This window comes from Pseudomonas sp. FP2294, assembly GCF_030687625.1.
Lineage (GTDB): Bacteria > Pseudomonadota > Gammaproteobacteria > Pseudomonadales > Pseudomonadaceae > Aquipseudomonas > Aquipseudomonas shahriarae.
Genome location: NZ_CP117441.1, coordinates 3301255 through 3315719, shown reverse-complemented (window position 1 = coordinate 3315719; position 14465 = coordinate 3301255). Strand labels below are relative to the sequence as shown.

The 14465-nt window shown below is 62.5% G+C and carries 14 protein-coding genes; 3 read left to right on the top strand and 11 right to left on the bottom strand.

The features are described 5' to 3' along the window. Window positions 1-53 precede the first annotated feature (53 nt). A complete protein-coding gene (locus PSH73_RS14635) occupies window positions 54-293 on the top strand; it encodes a DUF465 domain-containing protein (RefSeq protein ID WP_120733422.1) in 240 nt (79 codons plus the stop codon). Window positions 294-440: 147 nt separating this feature from the next. Here PSH73_RS14635 and PSH73_RS14630 read toward each other — a convergent pair whose 3' ends face one another. From PSH73_RS14630 to PSH73_RS14620, 3 genes are all read right to left on the bottom strand, one after another. Then, the gene (locus PSH73_RS14630) at window positions 441-1811 is read right to left on the bottom strand and encodes a VOC family protein (protein ID WP_120733421.1); all 1371 of its coding nucleotides are present in this window, start codon (window positions 1809-1811) and stop codon (window positions 441-443) included. A 179-nt stretch (window positions 1812-1990) separates the two neighbouring features. After that, a complete protein-coding gene (locus tag PSH73_RS14625) occupies window positions 1991-2305 on the bottom strand; it encodes an SCP2 sterol-binding domain-containing protein (protein WP_057440819.1) in 315 nt (104 codons plus the stop codon). Window positions 2306-2361: 56 nt separating this feature from the next. Continuing rightward, window positions 2362-3072, bottom strand: coding sequence for a histidine phosphatase family protein (locus tag PSH73_RS14620; protein ID WP_305460809.1), 711 nt, complete (start codon window positions 3070-3072; stop codon window positions 2362-2364). Between the two features lie 361 nt (window positions 3073-3433). Here PSH73_RS14620 and sohB point away from each other — a divergent pair, with 361 nt between their 5' ends. Further along, entirely contained in the window at window positions 3434-4456 is a 1023-nt protein-coding gene (gene sohB, locus PSH73_RS14615; RefSeq protein ID WP_057959237.1) for a protease SohB, read from the top strand. Window positions 4457-4490: 34 nt separating this feature from the next. Here the strand turns inward: sohB and PSH73_RS14610 are convergent, their stop codons facing one another. Beyond that, on the bottom strand, window positions 4491-6017 hold the full coding sequence (locus PSH73_RS14610) for an MFS transporter (protein ID WP_057440823.1): 1527 nt from the start codon (window positions 6015-6017) through the stop codon (window positions 4491-4493). A gap of 150 nt (window positions 6018-6167) precedes the next feature. Between PSH73_RS14610 and PSH73_RS14605 the strand changes: the two genes are divergently transcribed. Further along, on the top strand, window positions 6168-7043 hold the full coding sequence (locus PSH73_RS14605) for a LysR family transcriptional regulator (RefSeq protein WP_057959238.1): 876 nt from the start codon (window positions 6168-6170) through the stop codon (window positions 7041-7043). A gap of 10 nt (window positions 7044-7053) precedes the next feature. On the opposite strand, the gene dhaL is transcribed toward PSH73_RS14605, so the two are convergent. From dhaL to PSH73_RS14570, 7 genes are all read right to left on the bottom strand, one after another. Beyond that, window positions 7054-7701 carry a dihydroxyacetone kinase subunit DhaL gene (gene dhaL, locus PSH73_RS14600; RefSeq protein ID WP_057440828.1) on the bottom strand — a complete coding sequence of 216 codons (648 nt, stop codon included), beginning with the start codon at window positions 7699-7701 and terminating at the stop codon, window positions 7054-7056. A 3-nt stretch (window positions 7702-7704) separates the two neighbouring features. Then, window positions 7705-8706, bottom strand: a complete 1002-nt coding sequence (locus tag PSH73_RS14595) for a dihydroxyacetone kinase subunit DhaK (RefSeq protein ID WP_057440830.1) — start codon at window positions 8704-8706, stop codon at window positions 7705-7707. Between the two features lie 90 nt (window positions 8707-8796). Next, complete coding sequence (locus PSH73_RS14590) at window positions 8797-9912, bottom strand: alcohol dehydrogenase catalytic domain-containing protein (protein ID WP_057959239.1); 1116 nt, start codon at window positions 9910-9912, stop codon at window positions 8797-8799. Between the two features lie 26 nt (window positions 9913-9938). Further along, window positions 9939-10694 (bottom strand): SDR family oxidoreductase, encoded by a 756-nt coding sequence (locus tag PSH73_RS14585; protein WP_198817458.1) that lies wholly within the window; start codon window positions 10692-10694, stop codon window positions 9939-9941. A 136-nt stretch (window positions 10695-10830) separates the two neighbouring features. Then, a complete protein-coding gene (locus PSH73_RS14580; protein ID WP_057959241.1) occupies window positions 10831-11838 on the bottom strand; it encodes a substrate-binding domain-containing protein in 1008 nt (335 codons plus the stop codon). Between the two features lie 55 nt (window positions 11839-11893). Then, window positions 11894-12871 carry an ABC transporter permease gene (locus tag PSH73_RS14575; protein WP_057959242.1) on the bottom strand — a complete coding sequence of 326 codons (978 nt, stop codon included), beginning with the start codon at window positions 12869-12871 and terminating at the stop codon, window positions 11894-11896. Next, entirely contained in the window at window positions 12868-14355 is a 1488-nt protein-coding gene (locus PSH73_RS14570) for a sugar ABC transporter ATP-binding protein (RefSeq protein WP_305460805.1), read from the bottom strand. The genes PSH73_RS14575 and PSH73_RS14570 overlap by 4 nt, the downstream gene beginning before the upstream one ends. Window positions 14356-14465: the final 110 nt, after the last annotated feature.

The window sequence follows — 14465 nt, the reverse complement described above, 5'->3', positions numbered from 1 at the left end:
GATGGGCTAGCTTCAAGGTGGACCAGTCATTGATTAACTTGCGGAGGTACTTCATGCCAGTGAAACATGATCTTTATCAGGATTTGGGGTTGAGCAAGGAGGATGTCCAGCAGCGTCGGGCAAGCCACCATCGGTTGGATGTATTGCTCACCCAGTATGACGTTGCCGACAAGGAGGTGCTGGAGGCTGAATCTGCAAGTGCCAATGACGATGATGTGGAGAACCTGAAGAAGAAACGCCTGTTGATCAAAGATAAAATCGTCGAACAACTGGAGCAGACCAAGGGGCGTTAGCCAACGCTGGGGAGGGGGGGCCATATTTGTTCAGAATTGCCCCAAGGACAACAACCCCGCCACTGCCTATTATCCCAGCCGTTCGCCCGACCCTGGGGCACGTTGACTGCGCATGGAATGCGTTGTGGTGTCGGGCGAACTCTTTTTCTAGGTGCGCAGCGCCTGCAGGCAGGCGTCGATCGAGCGCTGCTGGGTGTCTGCATACAGCTGCAACTCATCAAGGGTCTGGCGGCCCAGGGCCTGTTCAAACTCAGCCTGGTTGGCGTTGGCCGCGTAGTGACTCTGCGCCGCATCGCCCAGGTTAGACTGGAAAATCCCCGCCGCGCTGACCGGCAAAAAATCTTCATACACCAACGGTTCGATATCGACGTAACCCGCCTCGATCAACGCGTCCAGACTCTGTGGCGCGTCCTTCTCGGCGGCACGGCCCTTGTCGGTCACTCGGTAGCGAAAGTACGCCAAACCTTGCTCGCGCATGGCCCGATGGTTATCCGGGAAGGCCTGGAAGTGCTGTGCCATCAGTTCGGTATAGCGCTGGGCGTTGGCTTCATTGGGAAAGGCACCCAGTTCGTCCCGCGCGGCGTTGAGCAGTTGGTCATAGAGCGCCCGGCCCTTGGGTGTCAGGGCCACGCCACGTTGTTCGATTTCGCCAAAGCGTGCGCTGTGGCTGCCCCTGGCATCGGTAAAGGCAATGGCTTCGTCGAGGGCCTTGAAACTGGTCTGGCGCAGCAGGATCGGGCATTGGCGGCGGGGTGGGCCTTCGATCACGGCTTTGGGGGTGATGCCTTTGCCGGGCATGTCGGCTTGTACGCGGTCGATGTCCAGGGTGCGTGGGGTCAGGTGATTGATATGCGGGCCCTTGAAGGCCACCACGTCGGCAATCAGCCGGTGCTGGTCGCTGAGTTGCTGGTACTGGGCCGCGCTGACCGTGGCGGTGTGGTGCCAGCGAAAGGTTTCCAGGGCTTGCTGGATAAAGGCCTGGGCATCGCTGGTATTCAGGCCGCCGTCGGCTTCGGCCTGTTCGATCAGGGCCAGGGCCCGTGGGGTGAAGATGGAGCGCTTGGCCAGGGCTGATTCGGCAAAGGCCCGCAGTTCAAGGTTTTCGATCAGCTCCAGGCGCAGCAGCGAGGTGAAGACCCGGAACGGGCTGGTCTGCAAGGCGCTTTCATGCACGGCGCGAAAGGCCGTGGAATGCACCGGCACGCCGGCCGGGGTGAGGTCGTAGTAACCCACCGGGTGCATGCCCATTACTGCAAACAGGCGGCTGATGGTTGCCAGCTCATAGGCGCTGCCCAGGCGGATGGCGCCGTGGCGCTCCATGTCCAGGCGCTGGATTTCGCCAGTGTGCTGCAGTTGCTGCGCCAGGTCTGGATCGCTCGCCAGCACCCGGGCATTGGTTTCGGCCACCAACTCCAGCAGCGCGCCATACAGCGGCACTTCCTCGCGGTACATGTCGGACATGGCCTTGGAGAAGTCTTTGCGGATGGCATCGGGGCTGATAAAGCGCGGGGTAGGCATAGAAAAATTCCTGGCTGCGGTAACGGTGGTGTGGGCCGTAAGCCAGATTTTGTTGGGCGCTGCCCGAGGGCGCAAACGAAGATTCCTCTGGACTTCATTCTGCAAATGAATGAGCGCCACAGGCACACACAAAAATCCCGCCTGGGTAGGCGGGATTGGTCAACCCAGGTTGCCCTGGATCAGGCCGGGAACAGTTCGCTCAGTTTCATCGCCAGCATCATGTCGCCTTCGGCGCGCAGTTTGCCGCCCATGAAGGCCTGCATGCCGTCGGTTTCGCCGCTGACGATACCTTTCATGGTTTCAGCGTCCATCACCAGAGTCACCTGGGCGTCAGGGTTCACGCCTTCTTGCAGTTCGCAGGTGTTGTCCTTGACGATCAGGGAGAAGTTCTGGCTCTCGTCGATACGGAAACCGAACACCAGGTCCAGGCCGTCGGCAGCGGCTGGGTTGAATTTGGCTTTCATTGCTTCTACGGCTTTAGCTACGTCAGTCATGGTTCGATCCTTTTATGGGTGGTGCCAGTGACCTTGGGGTCACGGTTGGCCGCAATTCATCGGAAGGTGATGAGCTGCGGCGCCTTCAACAGTTGCAAGTGGGTATGGCTGTTGAAGGAAGCCAGTGCCACTTCGCGTCCACGGAACTTCAAGTGGTTGAGCGAAGTGTTGACAATCTGCCAGTTCAGCTCGAAAGCCTGGGTGGCAGGTATGCGGGTAATCAGGTGGAGCAGGGCGGTGATGGTGCCGCCAGAAGTAAATACGGCGATCTTGTGGGAACTGTCGGCAGTCTCTAGCAGGCGCTGCAGACCACCCTGGACGCGCTCGACAAACCCCAGCCAGCTTTCCAGGCCAGGAGTGTCGTAGGTGCCGCTCAGCCAGCGTTCGATGATCAGGGCGAAGATACGCTGGAACTCGCCACGGTTATTCTGGGCGTTGCGCAGGATATCCAGGGCTTCGGGCTCGCTGTCGAGCAGGTCCGGGAGCAGGGCGCGGATGATCGCGTCGGCGTCGAATTCGTTGAAGGCACTGTCGATTTCCAGGGGCGGCACCGGCAAGCCCTGGGCGCCGATGGACTCGAGCGTGGCATTGGCCGTGTGCTGCTGGCGCCGCAGGTCGCCCGACACACAGCGGTCGAACGTCAGGCCCAGGTCTGCCAGATGGCTGCCCAGTATCTGCGCCTGCTGCACACCCACGGGCGACAGGACATCATAGTCGTCTGCACCGAAGGAGGCCTGGCCATGTCGAATCAAATAGATGCTGCCCACGTCCGTCACCCGGTACGTTGAAAGTCTGGCGAGGTTATGAGGATGCCGGGAAGCTGTCAATGAAAAAACATACGCTTGTTTTAAAAGCCCGTTAGAGGCCGATATCCGTGTGGGAGCTGTCGAGCCTTGGCGAGGCTGCGATGGCAGCGGCACTGTCAGCAGAGATGTTGCCTGGCCCACCGCTATCGCAGCCTCGCCAAGGCTCGACAGCTCCCACAGGGTTTAGCGGTGTTTGTTGGATCCTTTCACGAGCATGAGCCTTGAGAGGCCCGTTTCAAGGGGTTTCAGCTCTGGCTCACCGGCCGTCCCATCGGTATGCTGGGGCAATCGCGCCTGGCGCACCGTTTCTGTAAGGAGTCCCATGGAGTTTTTGGCTGAGTATGCAAGTTTTCTGGCTAAAACCGTCACGTTGGTCGTCGCCATCCTGGTGGTGCTGATCAGTTTTGCGGCGTTGCGCAGCAAGGGCCGGCGCAAGAATGCCGGGCAGTTGCAGGTCAGCAAGCTCAATGACTTTTACAAAGGCCTGCGCGAGCGCCTGGAGCAGACCCTGCTCGACAAGGATCAGCTCAAGGCCCTGCGCAAGTCCCAGGGCAAGGCCGAGAAAAAACAGAAGAAAACCCCCGAAGCCAAGCCACGGGTGTTTGTGCTGGATTTTGACGGGGACATCAAGGCGTCGGCCACCGACAGCCTGCGCCACGAAATCACTGCGCTGCTGAGCCTGGCCACGCCCAAGGATGAAGTGGTACTGCGCCTGGAAAGCGGCGGTGGCATGGTCCACAGCTATGGCCTGGCGTCCTCGCAATTGGCGCGGATCCGCGAGGCGGGCGTGCCGTTGACGGTGTGCATCGACAAGGTCGCGGCCAGCGGCGGCTACATGATGGCGTGCATCGGCGAGAAGATCATCAGCGCACCGTTTGCCATCCTCGGCTCGATTGGCGTGGTGGCCCAGTTGCCCAACGTCAACCGCCTGCTGAAAAAGCACGATATCGACTTTGAAGTACTCACCGCTGGCGAGTACAAGCGCACCCTGACGGTGTTTGGCGAAAACACCGAGAAGGGCCGGGAGAAGTTCCAGGAAGACCTGGATATCACCCATCAACTGTTCAAGAACTTCGTGTCGCGCTATCGCCCGCAACTGGCGATTGATGAAGTGGCTACCGGCGAAGTCTGGTTGGGCGTCGCGGCGCTGGACAAGCAGTTGGTAGACGCGCTGCAGACCAGTGACGAATACCTGGCCACCAAGGCCAAGACCGCCGAGTTGTTCCACCTGCACTATGCCGAGCGTAAAAGCCTGCAGGAGCGGGTGGGCCTGGCGGCCAGCGGCTCGGTGGACCGGGTGCTGCTGACCTGGTGGAGCCGCCTGACTCAACAGCGTTTCTGGTAACTCACCCACCCTGTAGGCGCCGGCAAGCCGGCACCTACAGGGGATCGCGTCGATCCTGCAGCAGTGGAATCGGATGCCTCATCAGCAGGCCCACCACCAGCGCCCCCAGCAGCCCCAATAGCCCCGCCACCCACAACACCCTGGCAAACCCGCCGACAAACGCTTGCCACGCCAAGGGTTGCACCCATCCCTGCGCCGATTCCGGCAGCAGTGCCATGGCCGCTGGCATATCCCCGGCCACCACCCGCGAGGCAATCCCCGGTACCTGGGCCTGCCATTGCGTACCAAGGCTGGTTTGCAGCAGATACTCGCTATGGCTGGCCAATAGCGCGCCATACACCCCAATCGCCAACATGATCGCGCTGAAACGCATCGTGGTGCTCATGCCCGATGCCATGCCCGCGCGGTCCCTTGGCACGCAGGCCATGATGTTTTTCTGGGTGTCGCCATTGAGCAGGCCGGCCCCGGCGCCAGTCACTGCAATCGCCAGGGCGAACGGCAGATAACCGCCGACATTCACCGCCCAGGCGCTGAGCAGGTTGCCGCTGCCCACCAGGGCCAGGCCGGCCGCCATCATGGTCGCGGGGGCGAAGCGGCTGGCCAGGCGTGCGCCGATCCGCGGGCAGATCAGCATGGTCAGGGCAAACGGCAACATCCCCAAGCCCGAAGCAATCGCGGAAAACCCCAGGCCGTTTTGCAGGTAGAACGGCAGCAGCGTCATCATCACCTGGGCACACCCGGCATAGGCAAACATCCCCAGCAAGGCCCCGATAAACCGTGGGTACTGGAACAGTTGCAGGTCCACCATGGGCCGGCGCTGCAAGCGCTCCACCCACACAAACAGGCCCAGCAGCAACGCGCCGCCGAGCAGCCGCGCATAGGTCAGCGGGTTGTCCCAGCCGATGCGATTGGCTTCGATCAGGCCCCAGATCAGGCACAGCAGGCTGGCGCTGAAGGTCAGGCTGCCCCAGGGGTCGAGGCGCGCCGATTGGCTGTCGCGCGATTCCGGGATGGCGTGCAGGACCAGTGCGAGCAAGGCCAGGCCCACTGGCAGGTTGAGGTAGAAAATCCAGCGCCAGCCCATGTAGTGGGTAATCAGGCCGCCAAGGGTCGGCGCGGCGGTCATCGCCACGCCCATGCAGGCGCCCCAGAATGCCCAGGCCTTGGCCCGTTCCAGGTCATCGTGAAAGGCATGGCCGATGGAGGCCAGGGCCGAGGTCAGCAGCAACGCTGCACCGACACCCTTCACGGCGCGGGCGATATCCAGCAGCAGCACGCTGGGCGCGGCGCCACAGCCCAGGGAGGCGAGAATAAAAATCCCCAGGCCCCACACCAGGGTTTTCTTGCGGCCGAAGCGGTCGGCAATGCTCCCGGCTGGCAGCAGCAGGGCGGCGAATGCCAGCATATAGGCGCTGACTACCCATTCGATATCGGCGAAATTGGCGCCCAGGTCGCGAGCAATGGTCGGCAGGGTCACGGCGACGATGTTGGTGTCGAGGACAATCAACGAACAGACCCCGGAGGCGGTCAACAGGGTAAGGCGGGGGCTGACCCGGCTCATGGCAGGATTACCTGGCAGGCAACAGGAAAGACGGATTTGACGGGCATCAGGTGGACTCTCTACTGTGGGTGTTCTGTGAGCTTATCGTCGGCGCCCAGTGATTCTGTTAGCCGAGGCGAAGCACATCATTACCTTTGAGCTAATCCTGTGATGGAAATACGTCATTTCCGCTACTTCCTGGCCGTTGCCCGGCACCGCAACTTCACGCGGGCCGCCGAGCAACTGGATATTGCCCCACCCACCTTGAGCCGACAGATCCAGGATATGGAGCGCGCCCTGGGTACCCGCCTGTTTATCCGGCGTCAGCGGGATGTCAGCCTGACCGAGGCGGGCAGCGCGTTGCTGGGTGAAGCTGAAGCCACCGTGCGCCAGTTCGAGTTCGCCCAGCGCAATGCCCAGCGCGCCGGGCGTGGCGAGATCGGCCATATCGAGTTGGGCTATGTGGCGTCGGCGGTGTATTCCGGCGTGTTGCAACGCCAGGTGCAGGGGTTTTGCGCGGAGTTTGCCGATGTCAGCCTCAGCGTGCGGGAAAGCCCCATGGCCCTGTTGCCGGGGCTGGTGGCCGAAGGGCGCTACGACATTGGCTACATTCGCTCACCCATGACCCTGCCCGACGGCGTGGAGGCCCTACGCCTGGGCAGTGAGGGGTTTGTCCTGGCGCTGCCACAGGGCTCGTGGCTGCTGGGCTTGAAGGCGATCACCTGCGAGCATTTGCAGAACGAGACCTTCATCCTGCCCGAGCAAATCAGCGGCACCTTGCAGGTGGCCGCGCAAGGCGGGTATGCCCCGCGCCTGGGGCCGCAGCCGGGAGGCCTGGTGGCGGTGATTGCCCTGGTATCCCTGGGGCAGGGCGTGGCGGTGGTGCCGGAGTCGGTGGTGGGGCATGTCAGCTTGCCGGGTGTGCACTACCGCACCCTCCAGGGCAGCGATGCGTCGTCGTGGCTGTCGCTGATCTACCGGCGCTTTGAAAAAGCCCCGGCGGTGGCGCGGTATATCCAGCACATCAAACACAACCCCACCCCGTAGCAACTGGCACCTACCGGGTCAGGCGGGGCTGTATCGAGTCTGCCAGCTGCGTGAGGATCAGGCAGCATGACACCGCCCCCGCATCCAGCACCCCCAGCGAGCGTTCGCCCAAACGGCTGGCCCGGCCGATCTTGGCCACCAGGTCCTTGGTCGAGTCGCGGCCCTGGGAGGCGGCGCTTTTCATCGCGTCCAGGGCGTCGCTGAAGGACGCACTCGCCGCCTGTGCCTGCTCAAACGCCTCCACCGCCGGGATCAGGGTGTCCATCAGGCACTTATCGCCGACGCCGGCTTCGGTGATGTCCTGCAGGGAGGTGAGGCCGCCGCGCAGTAGATGGGCGAAGGTCGCGGCGTCGATATTTTCGCTGCCGCGCACTTCATCGGCCATGCCGATAAACAGGCTGCCATACAGCGGGCCCATGGAGCCGCCGATGCCTTCCATCAGGCTCAGGGTCAGTTCATCCAGGGCCTCGGCCAGGGTCAGTTGCCGGCCTTCGAGGGTGCGGCCGCAATGGGCGAAGCCCTTGGCCATGTTGATGCCGTGGTCGCCATCGCCAATCGCGCCATCGACTTCGCTGAGGTATTCACGGTTGGCGACGATCACGCTGACCAGGTCGGTGACAATCGCACTGCCGTCGTGGGTAGAAAAATGCTGGCTCATGGTCTATTCCGCCTGGGTCATGCCGATGGAGCGGCAAGGTTGGTCGATCAGGGTTTTCAGTTCGGCATCCAGGCCCAGCAGGGTCAGGGTCACGCCCATCATTTCCAGGGAAGTGAAGTAGTTGCCGACGTAGCAGCGATGGATCTTCAGGCCCTTGGCCTTGAGCTGGCTTTCGACTTCGGCGTAAAAGATGTACAGCTCCATTACCGGCGTCGCGCCCAGGCCCGAGACCAGCACCACCACGCTGTCATCCTGGCTGAAATCGCGGTCGGCGAGAATCGGTGCCAGCATGCGTTCAGCCATGGCCGCTGCAGACTCGATCGGGATCACCTCGATCCCGGGTTCGCCGTGGTGGCCGATCCCCAACTCCATCTGGCCGTCCGGGATCTGGAAGTTCGGCTTGCCCACCGCGGCAATGGTGCAGGGCGTCAGGCCGATGCCGATGGAGCGGCAGTGATCGACCGCCTTCTGTGCGACGCGGATCACTCCATCCAGGTCATAGTGCTGCGCGGCGGCGGCCCCGCCGATCTTCCACATGAAGATTTCCCCGGCGACCCCGCGGCGCTTGGCGATATCGGCCTTGGGTGCCGACGCCACGTCATCGTTGGCGACCACGGTGCGGATCTGCATGTCCTTGCTGGCGGCCATTTTCATCGCCAGCTTCACGTTCATATTGTCGCCGGCATAGTTGCCGTACAGACAGGCCACGCCGGCGCCGTGATCGGCGACACGAAACGCGTCGAAGAAACTCTTGGCGGTGGGCGACGAGAAGATTTCGCCGACGGCCACCGCGTCCACCAGGCCGGGGCCGACGTAGCCGAGAAACGCCGGCTCATGGCCGGAACCGCCGCCGGTGACGATGCCCACGCGGCCTGGGCCGGAAGGCTTGGCCTTGCTGATCACGCGGGGGTTGCTGTCGCATTGGCGCAGCTCGGGATGGGCGACCAGAATGCCGCGCAGCATGTCCTCGACCACTTGGTCCGGATCGTTGATGACTCGATTCATAACGCGGGTTCCTGTTCTTGTTGTCTTGGGCGCAGTCGTTCAAGTGTGGGAGCGGGCAGGCCCGCTTCCACATTTGGATATGTGTTGGGTTCAGGGCTCGAGCACGACCTTCAAGGACTTGTCCCCGCGCTCCATTACCGCAAACGCCTCCTTGAAATCCGCCAGCGCAAACTTGTGGGTCACCACGTCGCGCATGTCGATCTTGCGCTTGCCGATAAAGTCGATGGCCCGTGGGTACATGTACGGGCCCAGGTGCGAGCCGAGTACGTCCAGCTCCTTGCGGTCGCCGATGATCGACCAATCTACCGTGGCCTCGTCGTTGAACACGCTGAATTCGACGAAACGCCCCAGCTTGCGCAGCATCGCCAGGCCCTGGTTCACCGCTTTGTGGTGCCCGGTGGCTTCGATATAGATATCGCAGCCATAGCCGTCGGTGATTTCGCGGATTTTCGCCAGTACATCAACCTCGGCCGGGTTCCAGACTTCGTCGGCGCCCATGCGCAGGGCCAGTTCGGCGCGTTCGGGTTTCATGTCGAGCACGATCAGGCGTTTGGGGTTGCGCATGCGCACCGCGCCGATGATCCCCAGGCCGAGGGTGCCGGCGCCGGCCACGACCACCACATCGTCGAAATCCACATTGGCCCGTTCCGCCGCGTGCAGCGAGCAGGCCAGCGGCTCGATCAGGATCGCTTCGTCCGGCGCGATGGAGTCCGGCACCTGGTGGATGATGCCTTCCTTGGTGAAAATCATGTACTGGGCCATGGCGCCCTGTACGTTGTTCTGGAAGCCATAGAGGTCGTGCTTCTGGCACATCCAGTACTGGCCGTGGTTGCAGAAACGGCAGCCCCAGCAGGGCACGATCTGCTCGGAAATCACCCGGTCGCCGACCTTCACCCCGCGCTTTTCAGCGCCTGGGCCCAGGGCGACCACGCGGCACACAAACTCATGCCCGGGAATCATCGGCGGCTTGACGTAGCGCGGCTGCTCGGCGTCGCCCCAGAACGACGGCGCGCCGCGATAGGTCTTGATATCGCCCATGCAGATGCCGCACAGCTCGACCTTGGTCAGGATCTCGTCGGGGCCTGGCGTCGGTACATCGACGGTTTCCAGGCGATAGTCTTCCGGGCCATGGCAGACCACGGCCTGCATGGTCTTGGGGATCACTGGGTGGAGGTGTTCGGCGGTACGTTCGGTAGCGATGGACATGACAAACCTCACGACGAATAGAAGGATTACTGAATGCTGTAGCCGCCGTCGATCACCATATTGGCGCCGGTGATCATCTGGGCTGCGTCGCTGAGCAGGTACAACGCCAGCCCGGCGATTTCATCCGGCTGGGCAAAACGGCCCGCCGGGATCTGCAATTTGGCCCGTTCGCCCACTTCGCCGGCCCAGGCTTTTTTGCCCAGGGCGGTCTCGACGATGGTGGGGGAGATGGCATTTACATTAATGTGCGGCGCCCATTCCATGGCCAGGACCTTGGTCATGCCGACAATCGCGGCCTTGCTCGCGCAATAGGCCACATGCCGATCCAGGCCGATCACCGCCGCCTGGGACGCCAGGTTGACGATGCGCCCGCTGCCCTGGGCGAGCATGTGCCGGGCGCAGGCCTGGGCCACGAAAAAACTGGCCTTGAGGTTGATATCCAGGGTGATGTCCCAGGCGTTTTCGCTGACGTCGATGGCCTTGTCCAGCATCACCACGCCGGCGCTGTTGATCAGATAATCCAGACGTTTGAAGTGCGCGAACATGTAGTCGATGCTGCTCTGCACCTGATCGAGCTGGCGCAGGTCGACGGCCAGGCCAAGATGCCCGGCACCGAGGCTGGCGGCTACTTCCACCACGGCCGGATCGCGGTCGAGCAGCGCCACACGCGCGCCACGCTCCACCAGCAGGCTGGCACATGCCAGACCAATCCCCGCAGCCCCACCGGTGATCACGGCGCAGCGGCCGCTGAGGTCGAAGGCTTGGTTCCAGAATCCAGACATTGGTTTAACTCCATTCTCAAAAACAGTGGAGATCGGATGTGGGAGCTGGCTTGCCTGCGATGCGCGCATCTCGGTCTGTCAGGGATTCCGAGGTGAGGCAATCGCAGGCAAGCCAGCTTCCACATTGACCGCGTTGCTATTTAGTGCCGCTGACCTGCTGGTACAGCGCATCCGCATTGGCATTGGTGACCGGCACCCACGGCAGGATGTAGTTCTTCGCGGTGCCGTCGGCCCATTTCACGTCCTTGGCATAGCGCTCCCAAATCACCGACTTGGGCTTGTAGTCTTCGCCCGCCAGTTGCCGCAGGGCTACGTCCAGTGCGCCCTGGGACTGGGCCTGGGCGTCTTGCAGGAAGGTGGTGACTTCATCTCGTTTCGCTGCCTGAATCGCGTCCGGCATGCCGTCGATGGAGGTGACAGGCACCTCCTTGGAGGTCAGTCCATGGGACTTGAGGGCCTGCACGGCGCCGAGGGCCATGTCGTCGTTTTGCGCGATCACCCCATTGATGCCCTTGGGGTGGGCGTTCAGCCAGTCTTCAGTCAGGGTCAGGGCCTGGGCGCGGTCCCAGTTGGCAGTCTTCTTCTCGATGATCTTGATCCCGGGGTGTTTGCCCAGCACTTCCAGCTCGCCTTTTTCCCGGTCGATCTGCGCCGACTGGCCAATCGGGCCCTGGATGATCACCACATTGCCCTTGCCCTGGAGTTTGTCGACCATGGCCTGGGCCTGCAGGCGACCACCCTCGACATCGTCGTTGCCCACGTACGGCACGCTGGCGTCGGCGACCTTGGTGTTGGAGGCGATCACCACCACATCATTGGACATTGCCTGCTTCACCGTGCCGACACCGGCCTTGGTGTCGATGGGCACGAAGAGGATCGCGTCGTAGCGCTGGGTGACCATGTTTTCGATCTGGTTGTTCTGGGTCAGCGCGTCATAGTTGCCGTCGAAGACAGTCAACTGCACGGTGCCATCCTTGACCGCCGGATGCTCCTTCAGCTCGCGCACCCAGTTCTGCATGAACTGGCCCTTGAGCCCGTATACGGCGGCGCCGATTTTGTAGGTCTTGCCATCGGCGGCCAGGGTGATGCTGCTGGCGAGCAGGGAGAGGGCCGCCACGGCGGCAAACGATGTAGCGAATTTCATAATGAGAACCCCGTTTATTGTTGTGGTCGTTCAGTTCGGTTCAGAGCAAAAGCGACTAGCGTTTTTTCTTGCGCCACACGTCAATCAACACCGCGAGTACGATGATCAAGCCCTTGGCGACCTGCTGGTAATAGGAGGACACGCCAAGCAGGTTCAGGCCGTTGTTGATCACCCCGATCAGCAGGGCGCCGAACAGCGTGCCGACGATGGTGCCGACGCCGCCGGACAGGCTGGTGCCGCCGATCACCACGGCGGCAATCGCATCCAGCTCATAGGACATGCCGGCCTGGGGCAGGGCGGAGGTGGTGCGCGCGGACAGCACCACGCCCGCCAGGCCGGCGAGCAAGCCCGAGACCACGTACACCGAGAACGTCACCTTGCGCACACCGATCCCCGAGGTGCGTGCGCTTTTTTCGTTGCCGCCCACCGCGTACACATAGCGCCCGTAGGTGGTGTAGCGCAGCACCATCCAGAAGATCAGCGCGACCACCGCAAAGATAATGACCGGTATGCCAATCGGCCCGAGCTTGCCGATGCCCAGGGCCAGGTAGGCGTCCGGCAGATCGGTGACCGGGCTGCCGTCGTTGAGGATAAAGGTCATGCCCCGGGCCACACTCAGCATGCCCAGCGTGGCAACAAAAGGCGGGATCGACAGGTTGGCCACCATGAAGCCGTTGACCATCCCCAGCATCGCTCCGGCGAACATCCCGGCACTGACGGCGGCGAGCAGTCCGTAGCCCTGGGTCGCGACCAGGGCGCTGCACAGCCCGGCGAAGGCGAGGATCGAACCTACCGACAGGTCGATGCCCTTGGTCAGGATCACGTAGGTCATGCCCACTGCCAGGATGCCGTTGATCGAGGTCTGGCGCAGGATGTCCATCCAGTTGCGCCAGGTCATGAAGTATTCGCTGGAAAACGCCATGACCACGCACAGCAGGATAAACACCAGTGGCAGGCCAAAGCGGTCGAGGGAAAGGCGCAGACGGCTGCGCGCGGGGGGGGTCAGTGGCGTGGCAAGGGTTTTGGCATTCATGAGGCAAGACTCAACAAGGCTTCCTGGGAAAGAGCGGTGTCGCTGCTGATAGTCACCAGCCGGCCGCCCTTGAAGACCGCGATACGGTCACTCAGGTGCAGCAGTTCCGGGGCTTCGGACGACACCACGATGGCCGCGCCACCGGCGCGCACGAACTGGTCGAGCAAGTGATAGATCTCCTGCTTGGCACCTTCGTCGATGCCCCGGGTCGGTTCATCGCACAGCAGGCACACCGGTTGGGTCGACAGGCATTTGGCGAGCACTACCTTTTGCTGGTTGCCGCCGCTCATGGACGCCACTGGCAGATCGAGGGAGGTGGTCTTGATCTGCAGGCGCTTGACCATGTCCTCGGCCAGTTGGGTTTCCTTGCGCGCATTGATCAACGACCAACTCGACAGTTGCTTGTACGCCGACAGCGCGATGTTCGAGAGGATGCTGGAGCTGAGTACCAGGCCGCTTTCCTTGCGGTCTTCGGTGACCAGGGACATGCCGGCGCGGATGGTCGCCTTGGGCAGGCCGATGGGCATCGGCTTGCCTTGCAGGGTGACGCTGCCAGCGTCCGGGGTGGTCAGGCCATAGATGCAGTTGAGGAACTCGCTGCGCCCCGAGCCCATCAGCCCGTAGATGCCGAGGATTTCGCCCTGGCGCACTTGCAGGCTGATGTCCTGGAACTCGCCGCTGCGGCTCAGGCCCTGGACGTCCAGGCAGCAGTCGGCGGCGCTTTCGCGGCAGACCTTGTGGTCGATGCGCGTCAATTCCTGGCCGACGATGCCGCGCACCAGGTGGGCGCGGTCGATATCGGCCATGCGCCCGCTTTCGACGAAGGCGCCATCGCGGAAGATGCTGTAGTCGTCGGCTATCTGCGCAAGCTCGCTGAGGCGATGGGACACATACACGATCCCGGCGCCACGGGCGGTGAGGCGGCGGATGGCCTTGAACAGGGTTTCGGCTTCGCGCTCGCCGATGGCGGACGTGGGCTCGTCCATGATCATCACCTGGCAGTCATGGCTGAACGCCTTGGCGATCTCCACCAGTTGGATCTGCGCCACGCTCAGGCGATGCATGGGGGCGCTGGCGTCGACCTCGAACTCCAGGCTTTCCAGGAGCTCGCGGGTACGCCGGTGCAGTTCCTTGCTGTCGACGATGCAGCCGGCGCGCCGTGGTTCGCGGCCCAGCCAGATGTTTTCGGCGACGCTCATGTAGGGGATCGGTTCCAGCTCCTGGGTGATCATCGCGACCCCCGCCGCCAGCGCTTCGCTGGGACGATTGAAATGTACGGGAGCGCCATTGAGCAGGATGTTGCCGGCATCACGCTGGGTGATGCCCATCAAGATACTGAGGAAGGTGGATTTGCCCGCGCCATTGCCGCCGCACAGGGCGTGCACGCTACCGGCCCGCAGCGAGAGGCGGCCGTCACGCAGGGCAGGGATGCCGGCGTAGGCCTTGGCGACGTGTTCAGCCTGGAGCAGTAATGGCGTGGCCATCGGCGTGTCCTCGTGCTGTGAATTCTTATTAGGTACACAGTCGTGTTGCTGCGTGATCATATGTGTACCAAATGAAATTCTGATCAGTCAATCTCTTTCACTGGAAACTT

What these genes read in the sequence shown, in the direction of transcription:
- PSH73_RS14570 (WP_305460805.1), bottom strand. Translation starts at nt 14,355, where the DNA reads ATGGCCACGCCATTACTGCTCCAGGCTGAACACGTCGCCAAGGCCTAC.
- sohB (WP_057959237.1), top strand. Translation starts at nt 3,434, where the DNA reads ATGGAGTTTTTGGCTGAGTATGCAAGTTTTCTGGCTAAAACCGTCACG.
- PSH73_RS14580 (WP_057959241.1), bottom strand. Translation starts at nt 11,838, where the DNA reads ATGAAATTCGCTACATCGTTTGCCGCCGTGGCGGCCCTCTCCCTGCTC.
- PSH73_RS14590 (WP_057959239.1), bottom strand. Translation starts at nt 9,912, where the DNA reads ATGTCCATCGCTACCGAACGTACCGCCGAACACCTCCACCCAGTGATC.
- dhaL (WP_057440828.1), bottom strand. Translation starts at nt 7,701, where the DNA reads ATGAGCCAGCATTTTTCTACCCACGACGGCAGTGCGATTGTCACCGAC.
- PSH73_RS14605 (WP_057959238.1), top strand. Translation starts at nt 6,168, where the DNA reads ATGGAAATACGTCATTTCCGCTACTTCCTGGCCGTTGCCCGGCACCGC.
- PSH73_RS14610 (WP_057440823.1), bottom strand. Translation starts at nt 6,017, where the DNA reads ATGAGCCGGGTCAGCCCCCGCCTTACCCTGTTGACCGCCTCCGGGGTC.
- PSH73_RS14585 (WP_198817458.1), bottom strand. Translation starts at nt 10,694, where the DNA reads ATGTCTGGATTCTGGAACCAAGCCTTCGACCTCAGCGGCCGCTGCGCC.
- PSH73_RS14630 (WP_120733421.1), bottom strand. Translation starts at nt 1,811, where the DNA reads ATGCCTACCCCGCGCTTTATCAGCCCCGATGCCATCCGCAAAGACTTC.
- PSH73_RS14625 (WP_057440819.1), bottom strand. Translation starts at nt 2,305, where the DNA reads ATGACTGACGTAGCTAAAGCCGTAGAAGCAATGAAAGCCAAATTCAAC.
- PSH73_RS14635 (WP_120733422.1), top strand. Translation starts at nt 54, where the DNA reads ATGCCAGTGAAACATGATCTTTATCAGGATTTGGGGTTGAGCAAGGAG.
- PSH73_RS14595 (WP_057440830.1), bottom strand. Translation starts at nt 8,706, where the DNA reads ATGAATCGAGTCATCAACGATCCGGACCAAGTGGTCGAGGACATGCTG.
- PSH73_RS14575 (WP_057959242.1), bottom strand. Translation starts at nt 12,871, where the DNA reads ATGAATGCCAAAACCCTTGCCACGCCACTGACCCCCCCCGCGCGCAGC.